Origin of the sequence: Ensifer adhaerens (genome assembly GCF_028993555.1) — a bacterium.
Taxonomy (GTDB): domain Bacteria; phylum Pseudomonadota; class Alphaproteobacteria; order Rhizobiales; family Rhizobiaceae; genus Ensifer; species Ensifer adhaerens_I.
Genome location: NZ_CP118611.1, coordinates 750,492 through 763,438, shown reverse-complemented (window position 1 = coordinate 763,438; position 12,947 = coordinate 750,492). Strand labels below are relative to the sequence as shown.

Genomic DNA, 12,947 nt, shown 5'->3' with positions numbered 1-12,947 from the left:
AATGCAGGAACGAATCTATGCGCTTTCTATCGTTTGCAGTGGCGCGGCGATTGACGATGATACGTCCGCGGGCATCCTTCATGATGTAACGGCCATTCGCAATTTCTTCGGTAATGCCGCCTTCGTGGCGAATACCGACATCGTTCGCATTGGATTTTGCCTTCCCGCGGTCGGAACTGTTGGAACGCTCACTGCTGGAATTGGAGCGACCGCCGCCGCTTCCGCCGCCGTTGCCACCACCGTTCCCACCGCCTCCGCCGCCGCCGTTTCCGCCGCCATTGCCACCACCGTTCCCACCGCCGCCGCCACCGTTGCCATTGTTGGCGAAAGCGGCCGTCTTGACGAGCGAAAGCCCCGCGTCCGTCAAGACGGGGCTGTAGGGCAATGCGATGGAAACCGTGCAGACTGCGGGCCAGAAGGCCGTCAGAAAAATCCGACGCGTGATCATAATATCTCCTGGCGCTGTTTTCGTGCGCACTGCGCGCACGGCGCGACCGGTAACCAACTGACTGTGCCCTCGATCGAGACGCTCGGTCAACTCGCGTTAACAGAGATCGCCCAGCCGCAGGACCTTTTCCTCAGAGCGGTCGGACATTTGTCTTACCTGCACCAGACCAAGGTCCGAGAAGGCGATATGGCTGATGGCGGGTGCAGCGGCTCGGTTGTCCGGGACCTTTACAGCTACATCATTGACAACCACTGGGTCGGAACAAAAAGACGGCTCCAACGAGGGAGCCGGTGAGGTGAGGAATAAGGTCGAAGGCGCCTTCGACAATTGTTTCTGCGACAAAACACTCGGGCTCCGGCCCCCTCAATGAGCGCCGGCACCGCCAGCTGCGCCAAATCGAAGAGTGCCTTAAAGTTTAATGCAGCGTGAAAGTTTCGGCCATCGGACCTCAGTCCCACGCCTTCCGGCAAAGGTCTTAGTTGCGATGTCGTCCATCGCTTTCGTTCTCTTATTCGTTTCGGGGATCCCGACCTGGTCAGGAGCGCTTAAATAACAGCGCCATGGCGTTTTACGAGCCAGCGGCCGGTGCCAGTTGCACAAGACATATCTCTTGGCCCCGTTGTCGGGAACTCTGCCTCCATAGGACCTTAGTCTGACTTAAGCCGGCAAAGGTCTTACTTGGCTTGTCGCACGATTAAATCTCAGAATATCCTAATGCAACCATGGCGTCATCCACCGCCACGGCCGCAAAAGTGGTCCCAGAGTTGCCCGTGACGCCCTTCCGGGCCACTCTGGGCCACAATTAGCTGCTCGCAGGCGCATCAATTAAGAAGCGAACCTGCCCTTGTCATCTCTGCTTCCCGCAGGAGCATTTACGACCAAGGATTCAACCACTATCATGCACCTGCAACACTATCGATAAACCTAAGTGCAGCCGATCCGACTTTGAAGATCAACACCGCGTTTCCGATAAGTTCCGTCGTCTCGTAGAACCAGTACGTCGCATGCGAAGTCAAAGTCTACATCCAAAAAGCGTTTTGAACGAAGAGAGCGGGCGCGGGCCGGCTCATCCTGCGTGTGTTTGTGGTCATGGACCAGGAAGCGAGCCCAAATGAGCGAAGTCCGTTCGCTCGAACGCGCAGACATCCCGGCGATCGCGGGCATGTTTCAGCGGGTGTTCCGCAACGACCAGCGCACGCCGCCTCCCACGCTTGCCCCCTATATGCAGCATCTCTACCTCGATGCACCCGGCTGCGATCCGGAGATCCGCCCGCTGGTGCACGTCAACGACAGGGGTGTCATTTCCGGCTTTGTCGGCGTCAACGTCCTGCCGATGGTCCTGAATGGCCGCCGCCTGCGCGCGGCCATTTGCGGCTCTCTGATGGTGGAAGATCACGAGAACGACCCCCTGGCCGGCGCCCGCATCCTCAAGGCCTTTCTGGCCGGCCCTCAGGATCTCTCTTTCAGCGAGACCGCAAGCGACGTCTCCGCGCAGATGTGGACGCGTCTTCGCGGCGTCGTCCTGCCGCAATACAGTCTCGATTGGGTGCGGGTCATCCGACCGGCGTCCTTCAGCCTGAGCGTCGCGTCGAGCCGCATCAAGCTTGCGCGGCTTGCCGCACCCTTCGCGCAAGCCGCTGACAGCGTCTACCGCAAGTGGATGGCGCCTGGTGAGCAACGCTGGTCCGCAGTGTCGGCGACCGGCACCAACCAGACCGGTTTAACGACGCAGGAGACCGACCGCAACGGCTTTGCCGCTGTGGTCGATCGCTTCATCGCACAGTTTCCGCTTCGCCCCGAATGGGCCGAAGGGCAACTCGACTACATCCTCGGCGATGCGGAGCAAAAGCCCGAACAGGGCGAGCTCGTCTATGCCCTGGTCACCGCTCGCACCGGCGCGCTCGTCGGTACGTTTGCCTACTACGCCAAGGCGGGTGGAATCGGGCGGGTGCTACAGTTGCTGGCACTGCCGGGCCAAGCCGGCCCGGTCATCGACTGTCTCATCGATCACGCATCCAGGCGCGGGCTTCCCGGTCTGCGCGGTCGGACGCAGCCGGCACTCATGGAGGCAATGCTCGGACGCCGGATCGCCTTCCTGCACGTAGCCTCGGCCGTGCTCCACTCCCGCGACCCGGCAATCGTCCAGGCCTGCCGCGACGGACAGGGCTTCTTCAACGGAATTGCCGGAGAGCATTGGTGCCGACTGATCGCTGGCCACTTCGGCTGAAGAGCCGGCTCTCGCACCAAGTTGAAATCTTTCGTGCATAACGGTCTTGCCCGGTTAGTTCTGGATAGACCGGCGCCAAGCCGCGGAATTCTTGGCGCTCCGAAACCGGATCACGCCGATGCGTTGAGCTCTGACATGCGAGATTACTCGCAGCGACGGGTTAGCTTGGCGACAGATCACCGAACGCAAAGCGACAACGCGCGCGGAACGATCGTTCCGCCCCGTTAAAGTCCTTTTTCAAGCGTTCAGCGTATGCGCGTCTGAACGCGGACAATATTTATCTGTAGTTCGTGGCTCGTCGCATATCGGCCAAGGACCTTTATCAGACGCTGTTCCTCGGTCTTGTGAATGCCGGTGCGCCGACAATAATCCGCCACATCCCAGATATGCTTTGCCTGGGAATTATCGACTGTACGAACATCCGTGTGTTTCATTCTGCGCCTCCCCTTATCAGAGCAAAACGTTGCAAGGCTGGTTTGGTTCCGAAGGAAGCGATGAAATCCAGCAGCTGTTTCCGGCTATGCCCTAGTCGATTTTCTGCAGGATACGCCTGGCACGCTCGACGATCGGCGCATCTACCATCCTGTCGCCGACCAGGAAGGAGCCCCTGCCTTCAGCGGCAGCGACTGCCGCAGCGTCCAGCACGGAGCGGGCCCAGGCGACCTTTTCTTCGCTGGGCGAGAATGCTGCATTCATGATCGGCACTGCAGAGGGATGGACACAGGTTGCGCCGTCGAAGCCGTGGCGGCTTGCCTCGCGGGCAGCAGCTTCAAGGGTATCGCGCTGCTGATAGTCGGCAACGGTCGTCAAAGTGCCGAAGGACAACTTGCCTTCAGCCTTTGCCGCAAGGTGCACGAGCAGCTTCGGCAGTCTCAACACCTCGGGGAGCGGTTCGGCCCCCATGCTCGTAGCGATATCCTCGCCGCCGGCTATCAGCCCCAAAATACGATGACAGGCGGCAATTGATCTCGCGTCCAACACCGCGCCGGCATCTTCCAACAGCGCGACGAAGACAAGCGGTTCGCGCCCGAGTTCGCGTTCGGTCGCTTCCAATTGTTCGGTAAGCGCGTGCACCTGCTCCGGCGAACGAGCCTTTGCGATGAAAAGGCCGAAGGCTCCCGCGCGGCAAGCGGCCTCGGCATCAGCCTTCTGCATTTCCGGTTCTGCATTGATCCGTACGAACACCTTTGCGCCGCTTCGACCAGCCATGGGGACCGACTGCGCAAGTCCGGCACGTGCCGCCTGCTTTTCACCGTCGGCGACGGAATCTTCGAGATCGAGGACGATCGCGTCGGCACCACGTTCATGCGCCTTGGCGATGAAGCGTTCGGACGCGGCCGGGACATAGAGGAAAGACCGCAACCTCATGACGCCTCGCCCTTCAAAATGAGGGTGATTGCGCTTGCATCCAGCCCGGCTTCGCTCAGAACCTCGGCGGTATGTTCTCCAAGTGCGGGCGCCGGTCTTCGCCAGACACCCGGCGTTTCTGAAAGCCGCGGCACGATGTTGTGCATGGGCAGGCTGCCGAACTCCGCATCCTCCACGTCGACGATGATTTCGCGTTCGGCGAAATGTGGATCGGCAGCGGCATCGGCGATGTTGTAAATCGGCCCAACCGTCGCGCCGGCGTCGCGCATGATCTTCAGCGCCTCGTCGTGATCGTGCCCGGCAAACCAGCCGCCAACGGCCGCATCGACCAGGTCCCGGTTCTTGACGCGCTCCGAATTGGTCGCGAAGCGCGGGTCCCCGTTCATGTCGGCGCGACCGATGATCTCGAAAATCCGCCGGGCAACCTGGGGTGTCGACCCGGACAGCGCCACATACTTGCCGTCGCGGCAGCGGTAGACATTGCGCGGCGCCGCAGTGTTGGAGGCGCTGCCGACGCGTTCCTTGATCCTGCCGGTCGTCTGATAGATCGCTGCCTCCGGGCCGAGCACGGAAAACATCGGTTCCAGCAACGACAGGTCGATCACCTGCCCCTTCGCGTATCCGCGGTCGCGTGCAAGCAGCGCTGTCACAGTGGCGGAACTTCCGTAGACGCCGGCGATCATATCGGCGAGCGCCAGTGGCGGCAGCACCGGTTCGCGGTCGGCAAAGCCTGTGCGGTAGGCAAATCCGCTCATGCCTTCGACGATCGTCCCGAAGCCTGGGAATTGCGCGTAGGGCCCGGTCTGACCGAAGCCCGAGATGCGCACGATGATCAGGTTGGGGTTGCGGGCATGCAACTGTTCCGGCGACAGTCCCATGCGCTCCAGCGTTCCGGGCCGGAAATTCTCGATGAAGACGTCAGCCGTCTCGATCAACGCCCAGAGGGCGGCCATGGCCGCCTCCTGGCGAAGGTTCAGGACGACGGAACGCTTGTTGCGGCTATAGGTCTTCCAATAGAGCGACTGACCATCGTCCTTCCAGTCCCGAAGCGGGTCACCGGCCGGCGGCTCGATCTTGATGACATCGGCGCCGTGATCGGCAAGCTGCAGCGACAGCATGTTGCCGGCGACAAGGCGGGAAAGATCCAGCACCCTGGTACCGGCAAGCGGCCCCCGGGCAGCGGGATCGAACTGTCGCTTGGCAAATCCGCTCATCGAATGCGCTCCCCGGTGTCCTTGTCGAAGAGCAGAACCTTGTCGGCATCGATCGTAAGCATCACATCGTCCCCTGCCGAAAGCAGCCTGCCGCCGTGGACGACGACCGAGATATCTTCCCCACCCATGGCAACGACGATTTCCTGATCCTCGCCGGTCGGCTCGACCAGGCTGATGCGGCCCGGCACGCCCGCTGCTCCAAGCGTGACATGTTGCGGGCGGATGCCGCAGACGACCCGGGTCCCCGGCTGCACCTTCCTTCCAAGCGGCAGCGAGACGCCGCCGCGGGTCAATGCCGTCGAGCCTTCGGAGATCGCCTCGATGAGGTTGATCTCTGGCGAGCCGATGAAGCCGGCAACGAAGAGGTTGGCGGGGTCGTTGTAGAGTTCGAGAGGCGCGCCCGTCTGCTCTATTCTGCCGCCGTTCATCACCACGATCTTGTCGGCCATGGTCATGGCCTCGGTCTGGTCGTGGGTGACGTAAACCATCGTCCGGCGCAGCCGCTGGTGCAGTTTCTTGATCTCGCCGCGCATCTTCACGCGCAGCTTGGCATCAAGGTTGGAGAGCGGCTCGTCGAAGAGGAAGGCGCGCGGGTCGCGCACGATGGCACGGCCCATGGCGACACGCTGGCGCTGGCCGCCGGAGAGTTCCCGCGGCAGGCGGTCGAGCAGCTTTTCCAGGCCGAGGATTTCGGCTGCCTCGGTCACACGTTTCTGGATCTCCGCGTTCGGCGCACCGGCAAGCTTCAGCGCGAAGCTCATGTTTTCGGCGACCTTCATGTGCGGATAGAGCGCGTAGGACTGGAAGACCATGGCGATGTCACGCTCTTTGGCCGGCATGTCGTTGACGACCTTGCCGCCGATGGTGATCTCGCCGGCTGAAATATCCTCCAGCCCGGCGATCATGCGCAACAACGTGGACTTGCCGCAGCCCGAAGGGCCGACGAGCACGACGAATTCGCCGTCGCTCATATCCAGCGAGATGTTGTTGAGCACGGCGACACTACCATAGCTCTTGGCGACACTTCTGAGCTCTATCTCGGACATGTTTCCTCCCTTCCTTTCCGCGTCGCGCGCTCAGCGCTCGGCGACCTCGAGCCGACCGATCGACATGCGTCCGGCCGAGGCCATGCGCAGGCCGGCCATGCCGTAGCGCAACGTTGCATCCTCCGCCTTGAGCACCTGCTCGCCGTTAACGGCAAGCGTCAGTCTGCCGCCTTCGACAGTGAGGTCGACCGCGTAGCTCCGGCCGTATTCGATGCGGAACGGGCTGCGAGCGAGGATCTTCGTGTCGTGGTCTTCCAGAAGGATCACAGCTTCGCCATTCTCAAACCCGGCCGCATAGAAGCGGCTTGTTCCCTGAGCGCGCGCCACCACCAGATGCGAGGCTCCGGAGAGCGGCTGAACCTCCGCTTTTACGCTCACGTCACGGAGATAGGCATTGCCGGTCCAGGCATCCGCGTCGGTGGCGGTATGGGCATGGATGCGCCCCTGCTGCAGGCTCCAATGGCCGCGGTTCCAGGTGAAGCGGGTGATGCCGCCCCATTCATGGGCTTCCTTGGTCGGGTCGATGACGACGCGGCCTGTGCCAGACACGGAGAAATCGGCAAGGAACAGCCGGCCGAGGAACTTCAAGCGACCGAAATATTCGACCAGGATGCCGATCTCGTCGACCGCCTCGCCACTGCCATCGGGGATGGTGAACGCATAGTCCTGCCAGCCACTTGCCGAAGGGACGAGCCACGCGCCGGTTTCCTGGATGGCGCCGCTCATGGCGCGACGAACATAGGGTGCCACGCGCAGATTGCCGTCGCCGTTCCACGGGTCAAGCCAGAGCTTGAACTTCACGGTCTGGCCGTCGTCGGCGAGCGGCGTGAACATCGGACGGTAGCGCTCGTCGTCGAAGTCGGAGCGGCGATAGAAAGGCTTCCAGAAGATCCGGCCGCCCTGGCCACGTTCAAGCCGGTCGAGCAGGATTTCCAGCGCCCCCTTGGCATTCTCAGTATGGCGCTCCGATGATGCCTTGACGGCGATCTGATTGAACGGCTCGGTGCGGAAGCCATGGGTGGCGCCGGGAGCGTCGAAGTCAAAGCGCACGCCGCGGCGCTCGAAATCCTCGACCCACAGCGCCGGAACCTCCCGCCCCTGGAGACGGAGCGCCAGCACGGTCAGTTCGCGCGCAAAGGAAGGTATGTCGACGACGTTGATCGAACCGGTAACACCGGAAGCGACGACGAAATCGTTGATCGGCTTGCGGTACTTGTCCCAACCCGCTTGCACCTGCTGCAGGGTGCCGACGATTGCACCGGCATTGCCTGCATTGCAGTCGGTGTCCCAGCCCGCCATGGTCGCGATCTCGACGGTGCGCGGCAGGTCGCCCTGGCCATAGATCAGCGCCATGACGAGAACGCCGGCGTTCGGAATGATGTGGCAGACGCCCGGATAGCGGTCATAGCCCCATTTGGCGGTCAGCATGTCGCGGCAGGCGCGCCAATCATTCGGGGTGTGGTCGTGGAAACGGAGTACAGCGCGAGAAACCTTGGCATAGAGGGAATCCGCCGGGATCGTCGCCAGGCCCGTCTCGATGACGTCCTCGATGCTCTTGGCGATAAAGGCCTCAGCAATCGCCGCGGCGCAGAAACGGGCGCCATGCAGCCCCTCGCCGTCATGGGCAACGCTTGCGGCACGCGCGGACGCTTCGGCCGCCGCCTTCGGGTCGGCCGGATGCACCCAGCCCCAACTGTCGATGAAGATCTGACCGCCGATCTGCTCGGCAACCGTGGTGCCGTTCTGGGCGATCGAGCCGGACTGCGGCGCCGGGATGCCGGCCCGAAGGTTCTGGTAGGCGGTATGCTCGGTCGAGTTGCCGAAGCCGCCCCACCAATACATGCCGTGTTCCTCGGCCGCGTAGTTCAGCCAGGTCTTGCCGACCTCTTCGGCTGTCGCGCCGAGGCCATAATCGCGCAGCGCCCGGATGAAGTAGACCGGACCGTTGGTGTCGTCGTCGGCAGCGAAATTCTTGAAATCGCGCAGATATTCCGTCACCTCCCCATAGGTGTCCCGGATGCGTTCGTAGCTCCAGATCGTCGGCTCGACGGGCGCGCCCAAGCGCACGCCGATCGCCTTGCCAATGAAGCCGGAATAGATACGCTCGAAGATTTCTGTGGTGCTGAGCATCGGATACTTTCGAAAACTAGAGACTGGAAACCTGGGTGAGTTCGCAGGCAGCAAAGAGCCCCGCGCGCGCCTGCGCCCGCACTGTTTCTCGGCTGCGATCGGCCGTCTGCATTTTGGTCACCGTTTCGGTGAAGGCATCGGCCGATCGGAAGAGATCGAGCCTGTTGACGCGGTCGAGCTGGGAGGCCATCGCCAGGTCAATGATGCGCTCGCCATGCATGGCGCCGAGGATCGCACCGGCCATGACGCCGATCGAATCCGTATCGCGGCCGGAATTGATGCCGTCGACAATCGTCTTGTAGAAGTCCCCGTCATTGACGACGGCGAAGCCGAGCGCCAGCGGCAACTCTTCGATCGAATGCAGGCGCGACGGCTGGTAGGCGTCCGTGGCAAGGCCTGCCTTCTGCGGCGTATGCTGCACGTTGTCGCCCATCGGCGAATAGCGGGCGATGATCCGATGGAACTCGGCAACGACCGTCTGGTGCTCTGCGCCCCTCAATGAGCGCGCGGCGGCCACGATATCGGCGATCGCATTGCGCGTACCGTCCTTGGCAACGGCAAGCGTTTCCTCGATGACTGTGTCGAGCGAGGTTCCCGGTACGAAGGCGGCGGCAACGGCAGCTGCGAGCACGCCGGCGGCTTCGAGGCCGAAACTCTGCTGATGTCCGGAGGCAAAAGCGATTGCCTCGTCATAGGCAGCCTTCGGATCGCAGGCATTCGCCACGCCGACCGGCGCGATGTACATGGCTGCGCCGCAGTTCACCATGTTGCCGACCCCACCCTGTCGCGGGTCGCAACCGGAGAGCTGGTGGCGCTGGAAGATCCATTTTTCCGGATAGAACAGACGCTCGATCAGCATCGTTTCGCGCTGCAATTCCGGCACCCAACGCGGCGTCCAGGCGATCTCGCGCACCATGCCGGAAGCCATGTCCCAGGCATCGAGGTGACGCTTTACGTCGTCGTATATCGACATGACGCAGAGCGTCATCAGCGTGTCGTCGGTGACGATGCCGCCACCACGGACACGGCCGTTGCGGGCTGCTTCGCTCTGCTTCATCCGGTGCCACTCGGTATCGAGCGACGTGACCCGGCCATAGCGCTCGCGAATTTCCGCGGCGGAGAGTTTTTCGACCGGCGCCCCGATGGCGTCGCCGTAAGCGACGCCAAAGAGAAGCGCCCGGACCCGTCCCTTGAGGGAGAGCCCTGCAGCATCATTTGTCATTGAGAACCGTCCTTGCATATTCGGTCATTTTCTCGCCGCCGGCAGCGTTCCACTCCGAAACGAACTGGTCCCATTGGTCCATTTTCGCTTCGCCGGAGACAAACTTGTACACCCAGGCCCGGTAGACGTTTTCCGTAGCATCGATGTCGGTGGCGTATTCGGCAGGCCAGACGAAGGCGTTGTCCGGCTTGAAGTCGACCGAGATCGTCTTCAGCGATTGCTGCGCGGCCTCGCTCAGCCACTGCACCGGCGGCTGCCAGTTTGCGGCAACGAGGAAGCGGGCATACCAGGTGGCGAGCTTGTCGGTCGGTTTGATGGTCTCGCCGTCCTTGGTGTACTGCTCGCCTTCAAACCCGAGACGTTCGATCGCCTGGCCCTCGGGGCTGGCGATGAAATCGAGGAGCTTGACCACCTCTTCCTTGTGCTCGGAGGTCGTCGCAATGGCGAGGCCACGGGATTCCTTCGAAACGTCGAGTGCCATCAGGCCCTGGCCGGCTGGTCCCTTCGGCGGCGACAGCAGGCTCAGCGTCACGTCGGGGTGAGCCTGGCGCATCTTGCCGCCATAGATGTCGATGACCTCTGCGGAGGAGCCGAAGATCACGCCGGCGCGGCCGGAGTAGAACTTGTCTTCCTTCACGTCCCACTTGGTGGTGATGAACTCCGGGTCATAGAGCCCCTGCTCGCGCAGCGATGCGTAGAAGGCGATCTTTTCCTTTTCCGCTGCCGAGACGCGTGCATGGATCCATTCGCCGGCATCGTTCTTCAGCCAGGTGCCGGTCACGCCGAAGGCCTGGTTGAAAATCGCATCGAGCTCCTGGGTATTGTCGGCAGTGGTGACGCCGTAGCTGTCGGCCTTGCCGTTACCGTCGAGATCACCGTCCTTGATCGCCTTGAAGAGGGTGACGTAGTCGTCGGTGGTCTTCGGCGCCGCTACGCCCGCGTTCTCGAGCCAGTCTTTGCGAATGACCGGCTGTGGCATGCGTGGCGGGTAGACATAGAGCAGGTAGGGATAGTTCTTCAGCCGCTCGACATTGTGCGGGAAGAGTGCGTCCTTGAGATAGGTCGTCTTCGGCAGCCAGTTGTTCCAGTCTTCGAGAACGCCCTGTTCGGCCATCTTTGCGTCGCCGCCCTGGAAATAGATGAGATCGGGGATATCGCCTGACAGAAGCATGGCGCTGAGCTTGTCGGCGTAGCCCGAAGACGGCAGGTCAACGACCTGAATATGGATGTCGGTGCCCTTGGCCTTCAGCGCCTCCTCATAGGCCTTCATCAGCTTCACGTCGTCCGGATTGCTGGTTGTAAGGTCCTTCGAGACGACACGGATTGTCACCGGATCGGCGAAGGCGGGCATCGCCACACTCGCCATCAGCGCCACGGCGGTCGTTGCGCCAAGGATCAGTTTTCCAAGCATGTTTGTTCCTCCCAATATGCTTTGGCCATTTATGTTTCGGTTCGACATCGTCAGCCCTTCAGCGCACCGCTCATGGTGCCCTTGGTGAAGAACTTCAGGATGAGTGGGTAGATCGCCAGGATCGGCGCAATGGTGAGCAGGATCATGCCGGCCTTCAGCGCGCGAATGTTGATCTGGCTCGCGCCGGTGTAGTTATTGCTGTCGACCACGCCGACCATGGCGAGCTTGTCGCCCTCGACCACGAACTGGCGCAGCACCACCTGCAGCGGCCATTTCGATTGGTCGTTGAGGTAGATCATCGCCCGGAAGAACTCGTTCCAGTGGAAGACGAAGTAGAAGAGCGCAATGGTCGCGAGCGCCGATTTGGCGAGCGGCAGCGCCACGTACCAGAAGATCTGGAACGGATTGGCACCGTCGAGTTCGGAGGCCTCGATCAGCTCCTTCGGCACTTCCTCGAAGAAACGTACCAGGATGATCAGGTACCAGGCGTTGACGACCTTGAAGAGGATCAGCGACCAGTAGCTGTCGAGCAGGCCGAGGCGCTTGTTGATGAAGTAATCCGGGATGATGCCGGGCTCAAAGACGATCGTGACGAGCACGAAGACGAAGATGATACGCCGGCCCGGCAGACCGGGACGAGAAAGCGCCCAGGCCATCAGCGCCGTCAGCACGACACCGAGCACGGTGCTGACGAGCGTGATGAAGATCGAATTCAGGAGGCCCCGCTGAACGGCGGAATTGTTGATCAGCAGGTCCCAGACCTCGGTCGAGAACCCATTGGGGATCACCGTCAGACCGCTCATTCCCGCGACCTTGCCAGGGTCGGAGAACGAAATGGCGAGCAGGTTGAGGAGCGGCTGTACCGTAAGGACAACGAGGAACATGAGCGTCGAGACGATGATCGCATATTCGAGCCGCTCAAGCGGCGTTCTGCGGACGTTGTGGGCGGCCATCACCATACCCCCTTGCCGGTAAGACGTTTGGAAAGAAGGTGCGCTGCGACAATCATCAGCATGCCGAGCACAGCCTTGAAGAGGCCGGCCGCTGTCGCCAGCGAGTATTCGCCGGTCTGCAGGCCGATGCGGTAGACATAGGTGTCGATGATATCGATCTTGCTGCGAACGACATCGTTGGAGAAGTTGATCACCTGGTTGAGATCGGCATTCAGGAACATGCCGGCATTCAGGATGAAGAGCGTCGCGATCGTCGGCACAATGCCGGGAATGGTGACGTAGCGGATCTTCTGCCAGCGGTTCGCCCCGTCGATCTCGGCCGCATCATAAAGCTCCTGGTCGATGGCAATGATGGCGGCGAGATAGAGCAGGCTATCCCAGCCGGCCGACCGCCAGATCTCCGAGAACACCAGCACCCAGCGGATCGAGCCGGTGTCCGTCATGAAGGAGACGGGCTGCATGCCGAAGAAACCAATGATGTCGTTGACCGCGCCGTCGCTCGGCGAGAGCACTGCAATGAACACGCCAGCTATGACCACCCAAGACAGGAAGTGCGGCAGGTAGATTGCCGACTGGATGAATTTGCGGAAGGCGCCTCCGCGGATCTCGTTCAGCAAAAGCGCGACGATGATCGGCACCGGGAAGAAGAAGACGATCTTCATCGTCGATAAGATCAGCGTGTTCGCCAGCACCTGCCAGAAGATCGGCGACGAGAAGAGCGTCTGGAAATGCTTGATACCGACCCAGATATTCGGCGGGATGATGCGCAACTGCTCGAAAGCAATCTTGGCTTCCCAGATCGGGAAATAGTGAAAGATCACAAAGAAGATCAGGCCGGGCGCCATCATCAGGTAATAGGGCCACCATTGCCGCACACCCTTCGAGAGGCCCTGTCGAATTTTGGGAACGTTCCCATTTCGTGACATAG

Annotated in this window: 11 protein-coding genes; 2 read left to right on the top strand and 9 right to left on the bottom strand. The window is 61.5% G+C overall.

The features are described 5' to 3' along the window. The first annotated feature begins 1 nt into the window (after position 1). Positions 2-742 (top strand): hypothetical protein, encoded by a 741-nt coding sequence (locus tag PWG15_RS36485; protein ID WP_342457067.1) that lies wholly within the window; start codon positions 2-4, stop codon positions 740-742. 817 nt (positions 743-1,559) lie between these two features. Further along, complete coding sequence (locus PWG15_RS23850) at positions 1,560-2,675, top strand: hypothetical protein (RefSeq protein WP_275026523.1); 1,116 nt, start codon at positions 1,560-1,562, stop codon at positions 2,673-2,675. Between the two features lie 245 nt (positions 2,676-2,920). On the opposite strand, the gene PWG15_RS36480 is transcribed toward PWG15_RS23850, so the two are convergent. The 9 genes from PWG15_RS36480 to PWG15_RS23810 form a co-directional block, all read right to left on the bottom strand. Further along, on the bottom strand, positions 2,921-3,109 hold the full coding sequence (locus PWG15_RS36480) for a hypothetical protein (protein WP_342457066.1): 189 nt from the start codon (positions 3,107-3,109) through the stop codon (positions 2,921-2,923). A gap of 91 nt (positions 3,110-3,200) precedes the next feature. Continuing rightward, positions 3,201-4,043: an HpcH/HpaI aldolase/citrate lyase family protein gene (locus PWG15_RS23845; RefSeq protein ID WP_275026522.1), complete on the bottom strand. Its 843-nt coding sequence runs from the start codon at positions 4,041-4,043 to the stop codon at positions 3,201-3,203. After that, positions 4,040-5,257, bottom strand: coding sequence for a CaiB/BaiF CoA transferase family protein (locus PWG15_RS23840; protein ID WP_275026521.1), 1,218 nt, complete (start codon positions 5,255-5,257; stop codon positions 4,040-4,042). Before PWG15_RS23840 ends, PWG15_RS23845 begins: the two co-directional genes overlap by 4 nt. Next, entirely contained in the window at positions 5,254-6,303 is a 1,050-nt protein-coding gene (locus PWG15_RS23835) for an ABC transporter ATP-binding protein (RefSeq protein WP_275026520.1), read from the bottom strand. The genes PWG15_RS23840 and PWG15_RS23835 overlap by 4 nt, the downstream gene beginning before the upstream one ends. A 30-nt stretch (positions 6,304-6,333) precedes the next feature. Next, positions 6,334-8,433: an ADP-ribosylglycohydrolase family protein gene (locus PWG15_RS23830; RefSeq protein ID WP_275026519.1), complete on the bottom strand. Its 2,100-nt coding sequence runs from the start codon at positions 8,431-8,433 to the stop codon at positions 6,334-6,336. Between the two features lie 16 nt (positions 8,434-8,449). Next, positions 8,450-9,655, bottom strand: a complete 1,206-nt coding sequence (locus tag PWG15_RS23825; protein ID WP_275026518.1) for an ADP-ribosylglycohydrolase family protein — start codon at positions 9,653-9,655, stop codon at positions 8,450-8,452. Next, positions 9,645-11,066: an extracellular solute-binding protein gene (locus PWG15_RS23820; RefSeq protein WP_275026517.1), complete on the bottom strand. Its 1,422-nt coding sequence runs from the start codon at positions 11,064-11,066 to the stop codon at positions 9,645-9,647. The genes PWG15_RS23825 and PWG15_RS23820 overlap by 11 nt, the downstream gene beginning before the upstream one ends. A 50-nt stretch (positions 11,067-11,116) precedes the next feature. Continuing rightward, the gene (locus PWG15_RS23815) at positions 11,117-12,019 is read right to left on the bottom strand and encodes a carbohydrate ABC transporter permease (protein ID WP_275026516.1); all 903 of its coding nucleotides are present in this window, start codon (positions 12,017-12,019) and stop codon (positions 11,117-11,119) included. After that, positions 12,019-12,945, bottom strand: coding sequence for an ABC transporter permease (locus tag PWG15_RS23810; protein WP_275026515.1), 927 nt, complete (start codon positions 12,943-12,945; stop codon positions 12,019-12,021). Before PWG15_RS23810 ends, PWG15_RS23815 begins: the two co-directional genes overlap by 1 nt. Positions 12,946-12,947 lie beyond the last annotated feature (2 nt).